Below are 21,203 nucleotides of genomic sequence, written 5' to 3' on the forward strand. Positions count from 1 at the left end.
ACAGTTGTGATGGTCTTGTGGTTGCTATATAGCTTTGTTTCCGTCCGGCTTTGATAGGGTTGTTGATTTCTTGTCGGCTGATTCACTTGCCTGTCTGGTGGTTTGTCCTCTGATTTCAGGCAAAAATGGATAAATGCATATATTCATATTGTTAATTGGGTAAGTCGTCTGACTTTCTTCTAAAAATCAGCGGACTTGTCCAATCGGAAATACATACAGAAGGTTATCTTTGTTTTCTTCTGAAAAATCACGTTAGGAAAAGAAAATGAATTCTTGTTTTCTCTCGATTAATCAGTTTTTTTTGATAAAAAATGAAGGAAAAGTTTGCAGGTTAAAACTTTTTGTGTACCTTTGCAACCACAAATCACGCTTACGCGTTGTTTGCATTAATAAATTTATGATGGTGCCATAGCTCAGTTGGTAGAGCAAAGGACTGAAAATCCTTGTGTCCCCGGTTCGATTCCTGGTGGTACCACTCCTCCTTTCATTGGTCCTGTTCGCGCAAGCAGCAGGGCTTTTTTTATGTCATTTTTTTTAGTGATATCCGCCATCCGTTTCGCTATGCAGCACTAACCACAAAACTTTATTCCTAACTTATGGTGATGCCAACCGGAAAAATCCGCTGACCCATAATCCGCCAATCCCCATTTGGGACGAACCGTTGCCTGACGATGTAGAATATCACAAGTGTTTGGGGGTGTATAAACATTATATAAACAAAAAAGAGAGATGCTTCCTAAAACCAGGATATCATCTCTCATTTCCCTTCATCTTTTCATTTCCCATTTGTGGAGCCTCTTGTCGGATTCGAACCAACGACCCCGAGATTACAAATCACGTGCTCTGGCCAACTGAGCTAAAGAGGCGGGTGGGCAAGCTACTTGTATCGCGTCGCTACAACCAACTACCTTTGCTACGTTCCCGTCCTGGAGGATTCGAAGGGAGCTGACCGTACAAGACTTACCCGTCTTGTTCACTTTTGCGGGTGCAAAGGTAATGCTTTTTATCTTTTCCACAAACTTTTTCCTTCGAAATTTCAAAAAAAAGTCTGCCTATACTCGTTATACCATATAAAATAAGTACTTTTGCATCGAAATAACAACGAAAGAATAAAGAAAGAACAAAGAATATGGATATCAACAAGTCTTCTAACGACGAATACCGGCAGTTTACCGCCTTTGCCCGAATCGACGGAGCGATAATCGGTGTGATGTGGGTTGTCAGTTTCTTCTGCTTCATTGGCAATCTGCAGATGCCCATGCTCGGACTCGCAGGAATGGCAATCGGCATATACTCCATCATTTTGGCAGCCATGAGGCTCCGCAAGTTCCGCGACCGCATTCTCGGAGGCAGGATCTCCTTTGGCAAAGCCACTCTCTATTCCATAATGACATACTTCTATGCCACTATCCTCATGGCAGTGGGACAGTACGTATATTTCCAGTTTATCGACCAAGGATACATGGTGAACCAGACCATCGCCATGCTTTCAATGCCAGAGACAGCTAAAGCCGTTACGGAGGTGTATGGCATGGATCCCAAGCAGATGATAGCAATCCTGCAGGCTACCATGGGAACGATAAGGCCGATAGAGATAGCGTTCCAGTTTCTGACGCTCAACGTGATATTAGGCATTATCATCAGTGTGCCCGTGGGTGCGCTGATGCGCAAACAATAGATAATACATTTTCAGACTATGGATATATCAGTAGTTATACCTCTATATAATGAGGACGAATCATTGCCGGAGCTCTATGCGTGGATAGCGCGAGTGATGAAGAGCAAAGGCTTTACATACGAGGTGATATTCGTGAACGACGGATCCACCGACAAGTCGTGGGATGTGATAGAGCAGCTTCGCGCTGAGAATCCGCAGAATGTGAAGGGAATAAAATTCCGTCGCAACTACGGTAAGAGTCCCGCTCTGTATTGCGGGTTCCACAAGGCAGAAGGAGATGTGGTGATCACCATGGATGCCGACCTGCAGGATTCTCCCGACGAGATTCCGGAGCTCTACCGCATGATAAAGGAAGACGGCTACGACCTTGTTTCGGGCTACAAGATGAACCGCAAGCAGGGCGACCCCCTCTCCAAGACCATTCCGACAAAGCTCTTCAACGCCACGGCAAGGAAGGTCAGCGGAATACATAATCTGCATGACTTCAACTGCGGATTGAAAGCCTACCGCAAGGATGTGGTGAAGAACATCGAGGTGTATGGCGAGATGCACAGGTATATACCATATCTGGCAAAGAATGCCGGCTTCGACAAGATAGGCGAGAAGCCGGTACACCACCAGGCACGCAAGTTCGGCAAATCGAAATTCATGGGATGGAACCGCTTCTTCAACGGATACCTCGACCTTATAACGCTGTGGTTCCTGAGCAGCTTCGGCAGAAAGCCGATGCACGTGTTCGGATTCCTCGGCACGCTGGTGTTCATGATTGGTTTTCTCTCGGCTCTCGGACTTGGCATAGACAAGCTCTGGTGTCTCGCCAACGGCATTCCGCAGAGACTCGTCACCTCGTCGCCCTTCTTCTACATCGCTCTCACGATGATGATGATCGGAACGCAGCTATTCCTCGCCGGATTCCTCGGCGACCTGATAAGCCGCAACTCCTCTACGAGAAACGACTATCAGGTGGAGAAGGAAATCTGAATCAAGAATACATCTTTGAATCAAGAATAACGAAATATGAATTTTTCACCCTTCCGCCTGTCGTTGCCGGCAATCATCGCCGTTGCCGCTGTCGCAGCATCCTGCTCTTCGGTGGACTGTCCGCTCAACAACAAGGTGCTCACCAATTATGCCCTGCTCGATGGCGACGGGAGAACGGACACTATGAGGCTTGCCATGACGGTGTCGACAAACCGCACCGACGGTTCTGACTCCGTGCTGATAAACAAGGACCAGGACATCACGAAATTCTCGTTGCCCATAAGCAATGCGCAGCCCAGAGACTCCTTCTTCGTGGAGCTGACGGATGGTGTGACGGCATCCCTCGACACCATTGTGGTGGACAAGGAAGATATGATGCACTTTGAGTCCACGGATTGTGCTGCATCATATTTCCACAAGATTAAAGGAGTGACAACAACACATCACGCCATCGACTCCGTGGCTATTAACTATCATAACGTTGACTATGACACATCGAAGACCCACTTCCACATTTATTTCTCGCCTCGCCATTAGCGTGGTGATGCTTCTCCTTGTGATGGCAATCCCTGCCAATGCACAGAAGCGGAATGCCGCTGCCAAGAAGAATGTGGCAGAACGCGACACCGTGGCGCTCTTCCGTGGCTTCTCAGTGTCGGTGGATGCCGTAGGTCCAGTTATGATGGCGGTGAGCGACTACGGACAGTATGAGGCTGCCCTCCATCTCAACCTGCGTGACAGGTATTTCCCTGTGGTAGAGGTGGGTTACGGCAAGGCAGACCACACGGAGGAGAATACACAGATGTCTTATAAGACGAGTGCACCGTTCTTCCGTGCCGGAATGGATTTCAACGTGTTGAAAAACAAACACGACATCTACCGGCTTTATGTGGGAGCGCGGTATGCATTCACTTCATACAAGTATGACCTTGCTTCGCCGGGAGTTGAAGACCCCGTGTGGGGAGGCGTCACGCCATACGAGGTGAAGGGCGCAAAATGCAACTATCATTGGCTTGAGGCTGCCCTGGGAGTAGACGTGAAGCTCGTCGGTCCGCTGCATCTCGGCTGGAGCCTGCGCTACAAGCAGAAGCTGACAGCAGACGAGGGAAAGCTCGGCAAGTCATGGTATGTGCCGGGATTTGGAAAGACTGGCACTACGGCTTTCGGTGCTCTCTTCAACATCTCGCTGGATATATAGCATGGTGCATCCAGAGGAAGGCAATCTCTGATGTTGATGTAAGAAATGAAGGTATACGTCGATATATAATAAAGGTATATAAGGTATAATTCAAAAAGACATAAATGCAGACAAATCAAAGAAATATGGATAATAAAAAGAAAATGAGATACCTCAAGTTGGGTATCCTCTCGTTTGTCGTTATAGCGGCGGTGCTGATTGTAGCCAAGCAGCGCAATGCTCCGTTCCAGAAGAATACGGGCTTCGTGTTCGGCACCGTTTACAATATTACATATCAGAGCGACAAAGACTTGCAGCCGGAAATCGAGGCTGAGCTGAAGAAGGTGGACAATTCGCTTTCCACTTTCAATCCAAAGTCCATTATTTCCAGAATAAACCGCAATGAGGATGTCGTGGCTGACAGTATGTTCACCGAGGTGTTCAAGTTGGCAGAACAGGTGTCTGGAGAGACCGACGGAGCTTTCGACATCACCGTGGCGCCATTGGTGAACGCATGGGGATTCGGATTCAAACACGGCAAGATGCCTGACAACAGGAAGATAAACCAGCTGAGGAAGATTGTGGGCTTCCATAAGGTAAGCATGAAGAGTGGGAGAGTGGTGAAGAAGAATCCTGCCACGATGCTCGACTGCAGTGCCATCGCCAAGGGCTATGGCTGCGATATGGTGGCGCGCCTGCTCGCCTCAAAGGGAATAAAGAACTATATGGTGGAGATAGGAGGAGAGATTGTGGTGAGTGGCGTCAACGACGAGCGTATGCCGTGGAAGATTGGTGTTACGAAGCCTACCGACGATTCGCTGAACGTGAACCAGGAACTGCAGACCGTGCTCAATGTCACCGACAAGGCGATGGCGACAAGTGGAAACTATCGCAATTTCTATTATAAGAACGGCAAGAAATATGCCCATACCATCGACCCCAAGACCGGTCGCCCCGTGCAGCACAATATCCTGTCTGCCACGGTGATAGCCGACAACTGCGCCACTGCCGACGCCTATGCCACATCATTCATGGTGCTCGGTCTCGACAAGGCGAAGAAGGTGTTGGAGAAGCATACGGAGCTGATGGCTTATTTCATCTATTCTGATTCTGAAGGAAAGAATGCTGTGTGGTTCTCTCCTTCGATGAAGGGATATATCGTGGATAAATAATATATCGTGGGTAATCACTTCAATCCATATAGTCTGCTGGCTCGCCTTCCTCTGTTCCAGGGAATGAGCCTGAGCGAGTTTGACAATGTCATAGCTCATGTCAAACTTGGCTTCTCCAAGGTGGAGCGGGGCGGAACGGTTGTTGCCGAAGGAGAGGTGTGCAACGGACTGTCGTTTGTCTTGCAGGGCGAACTGGATGTGGAGACGGTTGCCGACGATGGTGGGTATCGCATAGTGGAGTGTGTTGCCACGCCTTGCGTGTTGCAGCCCGAGCGTTTGTTCGGATTGACACAGCGGTACTCACGCAAATTCATTGCCGCCACGGAGTGTAACCTCCTGACGATAGACAAGGCGGAGATAATGAAAATCGTTACTGCCTCTGAGGTGTTCCGCCTCAATCTGATGAATATCCTTTGCACTTTGACTCAAAGGATGCAGCATCTGCCCTGGCGCCGAAGACCTGAGGGCATCAGAAAGAAGATTGCTTTTTTCCTCTCTTCCCGTTGTCTCCATCCTGCCGGCAAGAAAACGCTTGTCGTTGGTATGGTGAGACTGGCAAGGGAGATCGGCGAGAGCCGTCTCAATGTTTCTAAAGCCCTGCATGAGCTGGAGAGACAGGGACTGCTCGAGATGGGGAGAGAAAAAATCGTGGTGGCAGCGCTGGAGAAACTGTAAGCCCCTCCAACCATTTCCTGCTCCACTGATGAAAATCTGATTTTACCCGCTAATGAAATAATAAAACGGGTTCTGTCGGTTCAAATTAACATATCAAGCGTCCTGATGCTTGATTTTGGTTAAGCGTCCTGATTACCATTGGAGGGAGACGGCTTAATCCCGTTTTAGGATTAGATATTGTCTCTATAATCCGCCGGAGTCATACCGTATTTCTTTGAGAACAGTCTGTAGAACGTCTGTCTCACCGGCACACCGCATTCCTGGGCGATGGCTTCGATAGAATAGTTCGGCTTTTCCTTCAGCAGCTTTGCCGCACGCTCCATACGCAGGTTGTTGATATAGTTAGTGAACGTCAGCTGAGAGTATTTGTCGAATACGGCATTGAAATGGCTTGTCGACATTCCGGCTTCGGCTGCCACTTCGGTTCTCGATAGTTTGGTGCGGATGAACAGGTTCTTTTCGAATATCATCTTCTCAATCTTCAGGAATTGCTCATACTCCTCGTTGTGAGCCTTGCTGTCAGTCTTCTTTTCCGTCTTTACTGTCTCACCGGAGTTCACAGCCTTTCCTTTGTCATCTGTTGCAGATGCCTTGTCATTGGCTGATGCTGCATTATTCACCTTGTCTGGATGTTCCAACATCCTGTCGAAAAGTTCCGTTTTGTATTTAGACAGTTCCCCGATGAGCGATGACGACACCCTGTTCTTGTTCTTTATTATCCTGTTGTCGCGAATGACGAAGACAATCAGTGTGATACAGATGAAGAGCAATACACCCATGATGATGTTTGCCCATCTGTTTATCGTCAGCTGCTTGTCCTGGTTTTCTATATAACTCTTCAGCACTTTCTTGCCCATCTTCTCCGATAGCCATGTGGCGTTCTGCTCCTTGATGCGTCGTGTCAGCGAGTCGCTCAGGTTATATGCCCTCATTCCGGTATTTATCGCCTCCTCATATCTTCCGAGAGCCTGCAGCACACGGGCTTTGTTCATGAGTATGGTGTTGGAGTAAGTGTAGTCCACGGTGTCTCTTCCGTGCGACATCCAAGTCTTCTCCTCTTCGTTGATTTTTTTCAACGCCTCTTTGTATTGCTTTGTCTCCAGCAGATAAGGCACTACGTATGATGCACCGTCGGGCAAGAGGGCAGTACGTGTGGAGAGCAGGTTGTCGAAGCATTCCCTTGCTTTTGCATGATTGCCGCTCTTCTCGTATGCTATTGACAATAGCGAGTAGTATCCGGCGTTTGCCACGTCGTTGGCACCGCTCACATCCTCCTTCAGTTTGTTCAGCTTGTCCAGGCATTTCTTGTATTTCGGCTGCATGTCGATTACCAGCTTGTATTCCTTGATGTCGATAGCCGAATTCGCTTTCAGTGAGTACACGGTGGCGAGGTCGAAATATGTGTCCCAGTCGGGAGTCTTCTTCAGTTGTTCTGTAATTATCTGTATGCAGCGGTCGAAGGTATTTATGGCATGCCACATGTTTCCCACTTCGCCATGACATTCGCCGATGGTCATCAGCAGCTGTGACATGAGTTTTCTGTCCTTATGCTCGTATGCCAACTTTATGCCCTTGTCTGCCATGGTAAGGCTTTCCACATAGTTGCCGCAGCTGTAAAACTGCGATGAAGCCATGTTGTAAAGTTGCCTTTCCTTTTCCGGATATTTGTTGATGTCTGGGTCGTTGAGGGCTGCCACGGCATAGTTTGCCGCCTTGCTGTAGTTTCTCAGCGCGTTGTTGTAAACCATGCTCATAAGGTAATTAGCCTCGATGTTCGTCATCGAACCGTCTTTCTTTCCGGTCTCAATCATCTTCAGGGCGCGCTTGGGCTGAGTCAGACTGATGCCTCTAACGTATTCGAAGGTGTATTTGGAATTTGCCTTCTTTATAGCCGTTGATTTTGCCTGTTCATCCTGTGAACAAGCTATGAAGGCGATAGTCACTGCCAGTATCAGCAATATAGTGTTTAGTTTCTTCTCCATTTGTCTTTTCCTTTCACGTCTTTACCATCCACTTCCGTTGTCGGTATCGGTCCACTTCCTTATATGTCGTTATATTTCACTTGCTTGCTTCAGTGTCAAGGAGTGATGCTGTTTCCCAGGAGGTTTCTCGGTAAGTCTTCTTTGTATGGTTAGTATTGAATGATTTAGCTTTAATTGCGATGCAATTATATATTAATCGCGTTATTTATTCGCTACAAATATAATTATTTTCTTTTATTCATACTTCTTTTCTTTGTTAATAATAGCAAAATAATTACATTTCAAGCCTCTCTTGCGATATGTCGCATTATTTTGTAGATAGCAAATGTTACAAATTGCGTTATTATGCTATTCATATTTTGTAAAACGTTGTGCTTTAGCTTGATGCGATAATTTACGACATTCATTGATTTTGTAACTTTGTAAAAAATATCCTGTTTGGTTTATTTTGTTTTGTATCCAAATTTTATAAAAAACGTGTTGTTTTGTAACAATTGTATTATTCTGCGTAGCGTTACATGAAACAAAGTGTATTGCTACAATGAGTCAAATGAAATTATTGCAAGTATGGAATTATTTCATTTACTTTGCATCGTTACAACAAACAAGAACCTGACACGACGGTCGCCACCTTAGACCGACAGGTTTATCGGAAACAAGCCAACACACCTGCTGAATCTTTATGGTCGCAGGTTCTCCATATATAAAATAAGTAAGCAATAATTAATAATGTTGTGAATCTTAAAACAGATAATGTCGCTAACAAAAAAGTAAGTTTAATCATGGACAGCCTCCTTCGGGAGGCCGCCACAAAAACTAAAAATTATGAAAAGTAAAACTACAAATTTAAATGTCGCTAATTACAGAAGCGTAATCAGGGCTGCCGCAATTCTCATCTTGACGATGATTTGCGGTGGTCTCTGTGCGCAGACCGTTAGTATTAGTCCAAAGACCGGTAATGTGATATCGGCGTCGAGTACCGATAATGAACAACATCTTAATGGCTATGGTGGAGCCTGGGTGCATAACCAATTGCCATTGACATTGATTACTTCAGACGAAGCAACCCTTACAGAAGCAGGTTTGATGAGTGTTCATGCTAATAATGTTTCAGCACAGACTGATGGTAAGCTAATCATTGCTTCAGGTTCGAGTACAATTTGTAATCACATGTCTCTTTCATTACCAAAGGGATATCGCTTTACGAGTTATAAGTTGGTAATAAATTCAAATAGTGAAGCTGCAGTTTCCACAACACTTAAGGAAATGGATGCTACGTTTAAAGATACAAAGGAGTCTGTAACTATACAAAAGACAGGTAGTACGGGCATTACTATGCAGAGAACTTCTATGAACAATACTGACATGGGAAATATTCTGTATTTTAAACAGGAACATCCTAATGCTGGACAATCGGGGCTTGCAAAAGTCGATATAGTTTCCTTTGTCATTACTTTCGAATGTACGGAAAAGTTCAATGAGAACCTTAAGCCAGGTGTAACCACTTTGACGAGAGGTGTAAGTTGTCTTGCTTTGCCTTTCCAGACACAGAGAGTAGACCTTGGATCTATCAAACAGGAAACAGTAAAAGGCTATACATCTTATAAGTATTGGTACAAAAACGTACAGGATCTCAAAGCAGACTTCCTGTTATACGATAAATCTGGTATAGTTGGTGGTACTGCAAAACCTGGAACCGCTGGTGATGGAAACATTGCCAAATTAGGCTTCGATGGAACCAATACTTATATTGGTCTCAAGAACAATACTTATTGGCTTGAAACACCAACTGATGCCGTAGCACAGGGTGAAGTCAACATCCCTGTAGGCTATCGTATTGTGGGCGCTCGCTTGGTTTACGCAAATAATGTTGCTCAGAACATCAAGAATGGTGACAACATTTATATCACCGACGGTAAAGGTAATTATATGAATGCCAGTCTGAAGTTCACAGCAACCAAAGTGGAATGGAATTATGCTACAGATGGAAAGTTGTCAACGAAATCGGAAAACTCAACGGTTTATTTACGTCACATAGAAAATTCTAGTTGGTTAGGTCCTACAACCTATTCTTTGGGAACTACGACCAAGTCTAACCAAGCCTCTTCATTTAATACCGATGGTACAACCCTCTTCTATCGCAGCGGTTCAAATTCTTACATAATTTCTTATGATAGTAATGGTAAAGCCGCCTATAACATTACTCAGTCTAATGCTATCGCTGTTAACTCAGCGGTTACAAGCTCTGACAATTCATTCACTGTCAGGATGTTTGACAAGACAGGTAACAATGTAGCTCAAGAAGTGGCAGTAAACAAAGACAATCCAACTGGCGACATCGTTCTTGAGAAACTTAACAACGACGCCATCAAGTTCCAGATTGAAGGACTTACAGGTGATCAGTTGGCATACGTTTGCCTGCAGGTACAGCTTGAGGCTCTCAACCCATACATCGACAAGATGGATATCTCTTGTACCGAGCCATCGGGAGAGAAGAAACTCAAGAACCAGTATCTCGCCGACGACTTCACCATCGGTACTAACGGTAAGGTGGATTTCGCTGTGCCAAAAAACTTCGGTACTACTGGTTTGCATTTCGCCTTCGAAGGACTCCACCACAAGAATGCCGATGAGACATACGGAGATCCTACTGTTGTGGGCAAGCACTCTCGCTACCACTTCGTGAAGTCTGAATACTACGATTTGATTAATGAGAACCTCCAGGCTCATCGCTCAGAGGCTGCCGACCACGACTACACCAAGAAGATTGAAGTGAAGGTGGCAGGAACACAGGCGTTCAAGTGTAACAACTCCGACACCTTCAAGGCTGGAACAACAGGTGACGGTACATACTATTATGTAGAGAACCGCTATTCAAATGCAGCATACATTACTCAGGGCGGAACATGGAATAAGATGGTCGTGAACAATGGTGACGACTACGTGAAGCGTTATCTCGTGGTCTGCGACGAGACTCGCTACAACATCGCTCCTACGACTACTCCACGCCATGCCTTCTATGCATACTACTCAACAGACCTGAAGTTGACTACAGTAGACTATGTGCCGGAGCTGACTTATACCAAGGTGTACAAAGACGCCGTAGTGCCAAACACTTATGACGCAAACTATTACGTAGGCGTGAAGGTATCGCTGAAAGACACCGACAACAAGCCTATTCCGGAAGGTGAGGGATATGTATACGCTAAGCAGATTATCAAGAAGATAGCTAAGGACGTGGAGACCAAGGTAACCAACGCACCGGTTAACGCCAAGCACATCCTCTATTTCGACGCCAGCAACATCAAGTCGCTGCTCTTCAGTGATGCTGATCCTACATGGGGAACTCTTGCCGACCTCAAGGCACAGCTCGGCGACAACGCACTGCTCTATATGCCGGAGGGTGTGACAGCCAACCTGAAGAACGTAGTGACGAAATCCCTCTCCGGTGACGATTTCGTGTCGGAAAACGATATCGAACTGGTAGACCAGCAGCCGTTCTTCGCTCCTTACAGCATCCGACTCAATGCTGCCAACGAGGTGGTATACAAGAGAAAGGTGACGCTCAACCACAATGAAACAAAGAAGTGGGTATCGCTGATGCTCCCATTCACAGTGGCAGTGGACACAGAGACAGGAAGCTATGTGCAGACCAAAGACAACTGCGCATTCACGTTCTACACGATGAATACCGACAACACATTCAGCAACGCCCAGGAGACAGGCGAATATATCTACGAGGCAGACGCACACTTCTCGCCATTCACAGGACAGTTCGTTACACAGCCAAACAAGGCTTACGTAGTGAGCATCGACCAGATGGAGGAAACCAACAGCGACAAGGTACTCTTCGTTGTTCGCCAGAGCGGTTCTACTATCGAGGCTACACCGGCAACGCTCACACAGCCTCTCATCCAGGGTGAGACTGCAACGGGCAAGATCAAGGGCGAAGCTACAACCCTCGTGAACTACGGTTCATACTGCGGAGTGAAAGTGCCGAAGACTGAAGGAATATTCTATTTCAACAAGGATAAGTTCATCTCATCACTTCTCCTCGACGAGAGATTCCAGGATGTGTACGTATTGCCATTCAGATCATACTACGCATGTCAGAACGGAGCTAACAATGTGCGCTACCTCAACATCTCGCTTGAGCAGAACACTGAGACATCATGGATAGACAATGCAACGGAGACTGCAACGGCGAGCGCCGGCTTCATGTTCTCGGCAGAGACAGGCAAGCTGACCATCACGGCAACGAAGGACCTGCGCACCAATATCCGCAACATCAACGGACAGACAATAGACACTACCTCTCTTAAGGCTGGCGAGACACGCACAGTGGCATTGCCAAGCGGCATCTACATGGTGAATGGAACGAAGGTTGTGGTAAGATAGCCCTCATTCTGATGCACTGACTGAATATTAACGACTTAAAATGAATGAATTATGAAAAAGAATAAATATATCAAGCCGGCAACAGGAGTCGTGAATGTCCAGACCTATGGTAGGATGCTCGCTGGTTCTCACGACAACTGGGCGGACAGTAAATCTCACAAGAAAGGACTGTGGGATGACGATGCTAATGAATATGATGAGTCTGCCAATTCCAATTGGGCAGGCTATCAGAAAGATTCACCTTCATGGTGAGAGTGATTGACTTGCTTGCGCATTTCAGAACAGTTTTTCAGAAATGCGTTGTTTGACAAGAAACCCCAGGCTCTGTGAAGAACTTGGGGTTTCGATTATTTTTTGCGTAGTAGGTTATGGAACGTGATATACAGTTATAATCTGAATACCAGATCGACTTCAGCCCCCTCTCTTTCTCCTCCGTAGGACAACCCATCCTAACCTTCCCCAAGGGAAGGAACTGGTTACTCCGATTATGGATAATCCTTTGACAATCATACAGTCAATAGTATCTGTCCCTCCACTTCGGGGGAGGTTAGGTGGGGGCTGAAGTCAATAGTAGGAGTAATTTATTTCTCCTCTTGGAAAAGGTCTTAAGATCATGATGGAAAACAAAAGAGACTTGTCGGCAGTCGTGTGGCTGCGAGACAAGTCTCTTTGTAGTTGGTATTTATTCTTTGCCCATATTCAAGCTTCACATTTTGTTTGTGTGAAGACAAACACCATTTAGTCAAACGAGCAATTGTTTTTAATATCTTTAACGTCATATTTTCGTTTTTCTCAGAAAAAGACCGTAATTTTGCATTTACTTTCCAAAATGGGGAGTAGTTCTTTTACTTTTTGAATAAGTATCAAGAGACAGCTTAAGTGCTGAACCAACCGAGCAGACATAGCCACGGTGGTAAAAATGATACGGGTTTAAGGATTTAGTAATAATCATTAAATTAAAAGTTATGTCACAAGAAACAGAAACTTTTGAAATCATCTTAGGTCGTGTGGAGCACATCAACGCTTCGCACTTTAATTGTTTGTCATTCGCCAAGGCTTCGGACATGGTGAATGGCATTAACGTGCGTCTTTCTAACATGGCAGGTGGCTATCCATTTTCATTCGGAGGTGTAACTTGGCATGATAGTGAGACGCTTTATCTATGTGGTGAGTTTTCGGACTCATCAGAAAAGCATCTGTTGGTACAAGAGGATATGCAACGTCAGACAAGTGGCTTTGCAGCTAAACGTTTTATCAAGAAAAGAAACAGTAACCTCATCCGCCAAGATTTTGCCGATTTCCGCATACAATGGATGCTCTACGTTGTATGGCAGAAGTGTAAGGGTAATGCCGACTTTGCAAATTTACTCTTAAAGCTACCACATGACGCTATCATCATAGAGGACACTACCAAGCAACATGGTGACACCAGAGAAGTTTGGGGATGCACCAATACAGAGTTGGCTATAAGAAGAGCTGAGCTTAAAAAGAAAGTTACAAGACAGGCTAAGTCGGACAATCCAAAGATTAGCAAGGCTGCATTGAAGCGTATAGTTAATAGTGAGACTTGCAAAGTCAATGGCATTGGAACGTTTGTCGGTCAGAATAACTTAGGCAAGATTCTCATGATTTGCCGTGATTGTCTTATACAAGGCGTAGAACCACCAATAGACTACAACCTCTTGGAGGCGAAAGATATTCACATTTTAGGCAAACGTATTTCATTCATACATTAAATAGATTAGAACATGACACATAGTAACACAGAACAACCAAAGAACAGCATCACATTAATGAATGGTGCTGTACTTGAGTGTATCCCAAAAGAATCACATCAAGGCGACTTTATAGCCGATAAAATAAAATTGGATGCAACAGGTACATATTTGAGTTTAGGCAACAAGCCTTGTAAGCCACAACCACGAACATCAGAAGAATTTGAACGACAGAAGAAGCTCTTCACGGATAACGCTTTCTACCTTTTGGCGCATCAAGAGCGCATCATGCGTGACAGTAGAATGTTTCTTGCTCCTGTAGCTGTACAAAACGGACTCGCCTACACAGGTACTTCGGGATTCAATGCTCCAACATTGGGCATATACTTGGAATGGTGGAATGAATGTTCTATGGCTTTACGAGTAGATAAAGAGAACCGAAGAAGCCTTGTATTTCACTTGGCAGGCAGTCCGTTAAGCGGTGCGAACCACTGTGCCGAGGTTTACGAGGATGGCAGGACAGAACCGGTACAAGTTTCTTCATTTATAAGCCATTGGCGACCATTCACTGCTATCAATACACGTTATGATGAGGCAAAGCATATCTATCAAGCCTACACACTTGAACAGGTACTTGACATCCTGCACGCTGAGGATGATGAAAGTTGGGACTATTCATCTGTAATTAAGGAACGCTTTATGCAGGCTGAGATAAACGAATTGAAAAAGAAAGTAGAGCGACTAACCAAAGAATCCGATAAATGGTACTCTATGTATAAAGATACTTATATGAAGTACAAGGATGCTGAGATTAGTGAGGCTTTTTCAACTTTTCAATCCTTCAGAGAGGAGTGTGAGGCTCAAATCAACTCTATCAAGATGCGTAAGCGAACATTGAAGGCAGAACTGAAAAGCGGTCGTATGGATAACATCGCTTATCAGCACACGTTAACGCCGCTGAATAAGCAAATAAGAGAGTTGGAGTTTAGGGTAAGCACCCAAAAGTATGAGTTAGTTAACAAATACCTCTCAGAGGGTATAAGTTACGATGCGATAGAAAGTTACATGAACAAAAAGAATAACATTTAAAAGTAAGAACAATGATTGAAAAAGTAAATCCAAGCCATCCGGATAAAGTGGCAGACCGCATCGCAGGAGCTATTGTAGACCTTGCGTACAAGAAAGAAGAGAATCCGAAAATAGCAGTTGAAGTACTGCTCGGACATGGTGTTGCAAATCTCATTATTGAGAGTAGTGTGAACATTTCTAACGCTGAGGCTGAGGATATTGTTAGCCGTATTACTAAGCGTAGAGACTTGAAAGTATCTCTCGTAATGGTAGCTCAAGACCCAATACTTGCAAGCAACCAAGACGGAGGAATCCGCTGTGGCGACAATGGTATTTTCCGAGGCGTTCCACTCACAGAGGAGGAGCGTACCCTCAGCAAAATAGCCCATGACATCTATGAGCGTTATCCTTCAGATGGTAAGTATGTATTAGGCAATGGTAAGTTGATTATCTGTCAAAGTAACGCCAAGACTGAGGACTTAAAGAAGCTCTATCCAAATGCTGTTATCAATCCTCTTGGAGATTGGAGTGGCGGAACAGATGTCGATTCGGGTGCAACAAACAGAAAGTTGGGCAGTGATATGGCGCAATCAGTTTCGGGTGGCGGTTTAATGGGAAAGGACCTTTCCAAGGCAGATGTTTCCGTCAATATCTACGCTTTCTTGAAAGCTCAAAAAACAGGCAAGCCTGTGGAGTTGTTTTGTGCCATCGGTGACACAGAGATAGATGGTAAACCTTATCGTGAAATAGTGGAAATCGCTCGTAACTACATCACGAGAATTGGCGGATTCGAGAAATTTGCCGAGTGGGGATTGTTCTAATAAGCAAGTGACATGTACAAATTTGATATAGACATAACTCCATCCCTCAACGGAAAGAAATTCATTTGGAAGGCATTTGTGAAATGTATACCATTATGCAGCTGACAGGTCATACCAATGAACGCACGTTCTACAAATATGTAAAGGCAACCCCCGAACAGATTGCCAAGCTATTGGATTTCAACTCTATCGGATAGCTATCCTATCGGGGATAAGCAGGGACGAAATCGGGGACGGTTTTGGATAAAATGTACAAGAAAGGGGATTTGTTGACAATCAAGCTATTACGTCAACGAATCCCCTAACTTATTGAGTTTAAATTAATTCATCTTTATTTGAGTGGCTGTTCATCGGTATTCCGACTATTCCCACTCGATAGTTGCTGGTGGCTTTGAGGAGATGTCGTAGCATACGCGGTTTACTCCACGTACCTTGTTTATTATCTCGTTGCTCACCTTGGCCATGAAATCGTATGGCAGATGAGCCCAGTCAGCAGTCATGGCATCGGTAGAAGTCACGGCGCGCAGAGCAACAGGATGCTCGTAAGTGCGCTCGTCGCCCATCACACCCACAGAACGTACTGTGGAGAGGAGCACCGTGCCCGCCTGCCATATCTGGTCGTAGAGAGACACCTCAATCTCGCCGTTCTGCATGTCGGCAGGAACGCCGGCAGCCAATACGCGACGCGCATCCTCTCCGGAGAGACGCACCTTGTAGTCGCGCAGACCGCGGATATAGATATCGTCGGCATCCTGTAGGATGCGAACCTTCTCAGGAGTGATGTCGCCGAGGATACGCACTGCCAGTCCCGGACCCGGGAACGGATGGCGTGTGATGAGATGCTCAGGCATTGCCATCGAACGACCCACGCGACGCACCTCGTCTTTGAACAGCCATTTCAGCGGTTCGCAGAGTTGCAGGTTCATCTCCTTTGGCAGTCCGCCCACGTTGTGGTGGCTCTTTATCACCTTGCCAGTGATGTTGAGGCTTTCGATGCGGTCAGGGTATATAGTGCCCTGAGCCAGCCATTTTGCTCCCGTCTGCTTCTTCGCCTCGGCGTTGAACACCTCTACGAAGTCCCTTCCGATAATCTTGCGCTTCTTTTCAGGATCTGTCACTCCTGCCAGGTCGGCGAAGAATTTCTCGCTCGCGTCCACACCGATAACGTTCAGACCCAAGCACTTGTAGTCCTCCATCACGTCGCGGAACTCGTTCTTGCGCAGCATACCATGGTCTACGAAGATACAGGTGAGGTTCTTGCCTATTGCCTTGTTGAGCAATACAGCGGCAACGCTTGAGTCCACGCCGCCGGAGAGTCCGAGAATCACCTTGTCGTCGCCCAGCTGCTCCTTCAGTTCCTTCACCGTAGTCTCCACAAAGGAGTCTGCGCTCCAGTCCTGGCGGCTTCCGCAGATGTCAACCACGAAGTTCTTCAGCAACTGAGTGCCCTGCAGCGAGTGGAACACCTCTGGATGGAACTGCACCGCCCATACCGGCTGCTTTGTAGAAGCGTAGGCAGCAAACTTCACGTTTGCAGTCGACGCGATACACTTGTAGTCCTCCGGTATCGCCGTTATCGTGTCGCCGTGGCTCATCCACACCTGCGATTTGTCCACGAAGCCTTTGAATAGAGGGTCCTCCTTGTCGAACTGCTCCAGACATGCCCTTCCGTACTCGCGAGAGTCGGCAGCCTCCACCTTTCCACCGTTGGAATAGGAGATGTATTGCGCTCCATAGCAGATGCCCAGAACGGGTATTCTGCCGATGAATTGGCTGAGGTCAACCTTAAACGCCTCCTTGTCGTGAACAGAGTAGGGGCTTCCGCTGAGTATCACTCCAATGACGCTCTCGTCGTCTTTCGGAAACTTGTTGTAAGGCATAATCTCGCAGAAGGTGTCGAGCTCGCGCACGCGGCGTCCGATGAGCTGCGTGGTCTGTGAGCCGAAGTCTAAAATAATGATCTTCTGTTGCATTTACTTATATAGTTTAGATGATATTGTTTCTTGTATCTGAGTCACTTTATATCCATTAAAATCCATTTATAACCCGGAGATGAAATCCTCAGCCTCCTTCAGCGTGTCGAGCTTCCCTACATCGAGCAGGCGGAGGTCCTTTTTCAGATATCCCCGGATATTGTGGTCGGCACATGCTTTGAGATAGAAGTCAATGATGCCGAATTTGTCGCCGAACCCGTTGAACAGCGGGAACAGCCTTGGTGAAAATGCATGTATGCCGGCGAAGGCGTATTTGTGGCATTTGTCCGGATCGAGACCTTCATGAGGTGATTTCACCTCTCCCGTCTCAATGTTGGTCCATCCCACGAGCCTCATGTCGTCGTTGAAGAGCAGATAGCGTTTCGTCTTTCTCTCGCTCACGAGCAGCAGTGCATCGACACCGCTCTCATGGTCAGCTTCGGCATAAAAACGTTGCAGGTCTACGTTGCTCAGTATGTCCACATTGTGTATCAGTATCGGCCTGTCGCCGAGGAAGAGTGGCGCAGCCTTCTTTATTCCGCCTCCCGTGTCGAGCAGCTTCTGCGATTCGTCGGATATGCGGATGTCAACACCGAAGTTGTTATTGTCTTTTAGGTAGTCTGTTATCTGTTCGGCAAAGTGGTGTACGTTCACTACGATGCGCTCCGCATCGCTTGCCTTCAGCTTCTCTATGACGTGCCTTATGAGCGGTTCTCCTCCCACGCTCACCATAGCCTTTGGCATGTGGTCGGTGAGCGGCTTGAGTCGGGTGCCGAGTCCGGCGGCGAATATCATAGCCTGCATCATGTCTTTTTTATAATTATAAAAATGGATATGCGTGCAAAATTACTTATTTTCTTTGTAACGGCAAACATTTCTTACGCATAATGTGAATCCCACGTTGCAATGAATGTTTGGATTATGTTAAAATCAACAATGTATGAGCAGAAATAGGGGAGCAAGGGGCGGTAATTGCCATAAATTCGTTACTTTTGCAGATAGATATTATAGATATTGACTCGAAAGATTTTAATAGGTAAAGAGTTATGAACATTCTTTTATGCGGTGGTGCCGGATTCATCGGCACCCACACAATCATTGAACTTGACAAGGCTGGTCACAGCGTAGTAGTGGTGGACAATTTCTTCAACTCCAAGCCGGAGGCGCTCAAGAGAGTATCAGAGCTTATCGGCAAGGAGGTGAAATGCTATAACGCCGATGTGAGAGACAGAGATGCGATGGAGAAGATCTTCGGCGAGAACCAGTTCGACGCCGTTATCCACTATGCCGGACTGAAATCCGTCGGAGAGTCGGTGGCAAAGCCATTGGAGTATTATGAGAACAATATGGTGGCAACGTTTGTCCTCGTTGACGTGATGCGCAAGCACGGCTGCAAGAACATCATCTTCTCAAGTTCAGCCACTGTGTATGGCGACCCGGCGATGATTCCTATCACAGAGGAGTGTCCGAAGGGCTACTGCACAAATCCTTACGGCCAGACAAAGTGGATGCTTGAGGAAGTGCTTAAAGACGTACACCATGCCGATCCTGAATGGAACGTGGTATTGCTGAGATATTTCAATCCTATCGGTGCACATCCGAGCGGCAAAATCGGCGAAGACCCTAACGGTATTCCAAACAACCTCATGCCTTACATCACACAAGTGGCAGTGGGCAAGAGAGAAGAGCTCGGCGTGTTTGGCAACGACTACGACACACCTGACGGAACGGGAGTGCGCGACTATATCCATGTGTGCGACCTGGCTGCCGGTCATGTGTGTGCGCTGAAGGCTATCGAGCGCAACTGCGGACTTGCCGTATATAACCTCGGAACAGGTCACGGATATTCGGTGCTCGACGTGGTGAAAGCCTTCGAGAAGGCCAACGGCATCAAGATAAAGTATTCTATCAAGCCACGCCGTGCCGGTGACATAGCCACCTGCTACTGCAATCCTGCAAAGGCAAAGGCAGAGCTGGGCTGGGAGGCACACTATGGCATCGAGGAAATGTGTCGCGACAGTTGGAATTGGCAGAAGAACAATCCTAACGGATACGAAGACTGATGATTGATATTCCCTCCCTTAGCTGTATTAGCCTGTAGGCTTTATTTCTTGCAGGGTGGTGATGCCAGGTTGAGGAGGAAACAAAGATATTCTGAATTCTCTGATTCTTGAATTCTTGACGACACGATCCGGATTGACGGTTGTAATGGTCAAGAGTTGAGGAATTGGAGATTTTTTTTGTTTAACCCAAATCGGGCATTAGCGCTTGCTTGGATTTTGCTTTTAGAAGAGTGGATTTTGATACGTGTTTTTTATCTTTTTTAATCATACTTTTCTTTGAACTATACCTAATAATAGGTAATTGTTTATACCTTTGCATTTGTATATAACAAGAATTAAGTATGTCATGGAAATAGAAGAAAGAGAAAAAAAGATTTATCGTGTCACGCTGATGGGAAGTGTCGGCAATGTGGTGCTTCTCGTGTTCAAGTTCGTTGCCGGTATCCTCGGCGGTTCGGCAGCCATGATTGCTGATGCCGTGCATTCATTGTCAGATTTCCTCACAGACATTGTGGTGATAGCCTTCGTGCGCATCAGTTCAAAACCCGTTGATGAAGACCACGACTATGGCCACGGCAAATATGAGACACTCGCCACATCGATAATCGGTCTCGCCCTGCTCGCTGTGGGACTATACATATTCTATAACGGATGCCTTCAGATATGGGATGTGATGCGTGGCGAGGAAATTCATCAGCCGGGAATGATAGCCCTTTTGGCTGCCCTCTTGAGTATCGCACTGAAAGAATGGACCTTCCGCTTTACGGCACGTGTGGGAAAACAAGTTGGGTCGCAGGCAGTAGTTGCAAATGCCTGGCACCATCGCAGCGACGCCCTCTCCTCGATAGGTACAGCTGTGGGAATCGGTGGAGCGATATTGTTGGGAAAGAGTTGGGCGGTGCTCGACCCTATAGCTGCCGTTGTGGTGAGCCTTTTCATTGTGAAGACAGCCCTCGGACTAATCGGCAGCTCGTTTGGAGAACTGCTCGAGAAGAGCCTGCCGAAGGAAATGGAAGACGAGATTGTTGCCATTGCCAATAGAGAACCGTGTGTCAGCGACATCCACAATCTCTGCACCCGTCATATAGGCAACGACATTGCCATAGAGATGCACCTCAGAATGCCGGGCGACATCAGTCTGACGACTTCGCATGAGCATGCCACGAACATAGAACATGAGTTACGTCGCCGCTTCGGCATGCGCACGCATATCAATATCCATGTGGAGCCGCTGAAATGATCCATCGGTCATTATGCCGTTAGAAGTATGTAAACCCAAACAAAATCCACTCTTCTAAAATGCAAAATCCAGGCAAGCCCTAACGACCGATTTGGGTTATAAATCGGGTGCCTATTCTGCCCAAGTGGGGCAAGCAGCGTGCCCATGATGAGAAAGCAGCGTGCCCATGATGGGCAAGCACCGTGCCCAATTTTTGCCGTTAATCTTGTAGACCGCAAATACAATTTCCGTATTACGATAGTGATAATTGTCGTTTCGGT

General features: G+C 46.4%; 16 protein-coding genes, 2 tRNA genes, 1 other RNA gene and 1 riboswitch. Of the genes, 14 read left to right on the forward strand and 5 right to left on the reverse strand.

From position 1 onward, the window contains the following. Positions 1-402: 402 nt before the first annotated feature. Positions 403-475, forward strand: a tRNA-Phe gene (locus tag ST42_RS10795). Positions 476-789: 314 nt separating this feature from the next. Here the strand turns inward: ST42_RS10795 and ST42_RS10800 are convergent. Both ST42_RS10800 and ffs read right to left on the reverse strand, forming a co-directional pair. Beyond that, positions 790-866, reverse strand: a tRNA-Thr gene (locus ST42_RS10800). 1 nt (position 867) lies between these two features. Beyond that, positions 868-966, reverse strand: an RNA gene (gene ffs, locus ST42_RS13630) — signal recognition particle sRNA small type. Between the two features lie 163 nt (positions 967-1,129). On the opposite strand from ffs, the gene ST42_RS10805 reads away from it, so the two are divergent. From ST42_RS10805 to ST42_RS10830, 6 genes are all read left to right on the forward strand, one after another. After that, positions 1,130-1,678: a DUF4199 domain-containing protein gene (locus tag ST42_RS10805; RefSeq protein WP_042518857.1), complete on the forward strand. Its 549-nt coding sequence runs from the start codon at positions 1,130-1,132 to the stop codon at positions 1,676-1,678. Between the two features lie 18 nt (positions 1,679-1,696). Continuing rightward, positions 1,697-2,659 carry a glycosyltransferase family 2 protein gene (locus ST42_RS10810; RefSeq protein ID WP_022316074.1) on the forward strand — a complete coding sequence of 321 codons (963 nt, stop codon included), beginning with the start codon at positions 1,697-1,699 and terminating at the stop codon, positions 2,657-2,659. A 36-nt stretch (positions 2,660-2,695) separates the two neighbouring features. Then, a complete protein-coding gene (locus ST42_RS10815) occupies positions 2,696-3,196 on the forward strand; it encodes a DUF6452 family protein (protein WP_044073516.1) in 501 nt (166 codons plus the stop codon). Then, complete coding sequence (locus ST42_RS10820) at positions 3,147-3,857, forward strand: DUF6048 family protein (protein WP_156132500.1); 711 nt, start codon at positions 3,147-3,149, stop codon at positions 3,855-3,857. The genes ST42_RS10815 and ST42_RS10820 overlap by 50 nt, the downstream gene beginning before the upstream one ends. Positions 3,858-4,000: 143 nt before the next feature. Beyond that, on the forward strand, positions 4,001-5,008 hold the full coding sequence (locus ST42_RS10825; RefSeq protein ID WP_231557025.1) for an FAD:protein FMN transferase: 1,008 nt from the start codon (positions 4,001-4,003) through the stop codon (positions 5,006-5,008). A 6-nt stretch (positions 5,009-5,014) separates the two neighbouring features. Further along, positions 5,015-5,683: a Crp/Fnr family transcriptional regulator gene (locus ST42_RS10830; protein ID WP_022316070.1), complete on the forward strand. Its 669-nt coding sequence runs from the start codon at positions 5,015-5,017 to the stop codon at positions 5,681-5,683. Positions 5,684-5,853: 170 nt separating this feature from the next. Here the strand turns inward: ST42_RS10830 and ST42_RS10835 are convergent, their stop codons facing one another. After that, positions 5,854-7,665 carry a helix-turn-helix transcriptional regulator gene (locus ST42_RS10835; RefSeq protein ID WP_044073517.1) on the reverse strand — a complete coding sequence of 604 codons (1,812 nt, stop codon included), beginning with the start codon at positions 7,663-7,665 and terminating at the stop codon, positions 5,854-5,856. 1,350 nt (positions 7,666-9,015) lie between these two features. Here ST42_RS10835 and ST42_RS10840 point away from each other — a divergent pair. From ST42_RS10840 to ST42_RS10860, 5 genes are all read left to right on the forward strand, one after another. Continuing rightward, positions 9,016-12,063 carry a hypothetical protein gene (locus tag ST42_RS10840; protein WP_044073518.1) on the forward strand — a complete coding sequence of 1,016 codons (3,048 nt, stop codon included), beginning with the start codon at positions 9,016-9,018 and terminating at the stop codon, positions 12,061-12,063. Between the two features lie 51 nt (positions 12,064-12,114). Beyond that, positions 12,115-12,315 (forward strand): hypothetical protein, encoded by a 201-nt coding sequence (locus ST42_RS10845; RefSeq protein WP_022317617.1) that lies wholly within the window; start codon positions 12,115-12,117, stop codon positions 12,313-12,315. A 603-nt stretch (positions 12,316-12,918) separates the two neighbouring features. Next, positions 12,919-13,018: riboswitch (SAM-I-IV-variant riboswitch) on the forward strand. Between the two features lie 10 nt (positions 13,019-13,028). Then, entirely contained in the window at positions 13,029-13,799 is a 771-nt protein-coding gene (locus ST42_RS10850; RefSeq protein ID WP_044073519.1) for an NADAR family protein, read from the forward strand. 12 nt (positions 13,800-13,811) lie between these two features. Then, entirely contained in the window at positions 13,812-14,867 is a 1,056-nt protein-coding gene (locus tag ST42_RS10855; RefSeq protein ID WP_052488332.1) for a hypothetical protein, read from the forward strand. 11 nt (positions 14,868-14,878) lie between these two features. After that, positions 14,879-15,667 (forward strand): S-adenosylmethionine synthetase N-terminal domain-containing protein, encoded by a 789-nt coding sequence (locus ST42_RS10860; RefSeq protein WP_044073520.1) that lies wholly within the window; start codon positions 14,879-14,881, stop codon positions 15,665-15,667. 362 nt (positions 15,668-16,029) lie between these two features. On the opposite strand, the gene guaA is transcribed toward ST42_RS10860, so the two are convergent. After that, the gene (guaA, locus tag ST42_RS10865; protein WP_044073521.1) at positions 16,030-17,640 is read right to left on the reverse strand and encodes a glutamine-hydrolyzing GMP synthase; all 1,611 of its coding nucleotides are present in this window, start codon (positions 17,638-17,640) and stop codon (positions 16,030-16,032) included. A 66-nt stretch (positions 17,641-17,706) separates the two neighbouring features. Next, positions 17,707-18,447 carry a nucleotidyltransferase family protein gene (locus ST42_RS10870; RefSeq protein ID WP_022317626.1) on the reverse strand — a complete coding sequence of 247 codons (741 nt, stop codon included), beginning with the start codon at positions 18,445-18,447 and terminating at the stop codon, positions 17,707-17,709. 239 nt (positions 18,448-18,686) lie between these two features. Between ST42_RS10870 and galE the strand changes: the two genes are divergently transcribed. Continuing rightward, on the forward strand, positions 18,687-19,703 hold the full coding sequence (galE, locus tag ST42_RS10875) for a UDP-glucose 4-epimerase GalE (protein WP_022317627.1): 1,017 nt from the start codon (positions 18,687-18,689) through the stop codon (positions 19,701-19,703). A gap of 346 nt (positions 19,704-20,049) precedes the next feature. Further along, positions 20,050-20,943: a cation diffusion facilitator family transporter gene (locus tag ST42_RS10880; protein ID WP_044073522.1), complete on the forward strand. Its 894-nt coding sequence runs from the start codon at positions 20,050-20,052 to the stop codon at positions 20,941-20,943. Positions 20,944-21,203 lie beyond the last annotated feature (260 nt).

It is taken from the genome of Prevotella pectinovora (assembly GCF_000834015.1).
GTDB lineage: Bacteria > Bacteroidota > Bacteroidia > Bacteroidales > Bacteroidaceae > Prevotella > Prevotella pectinovora.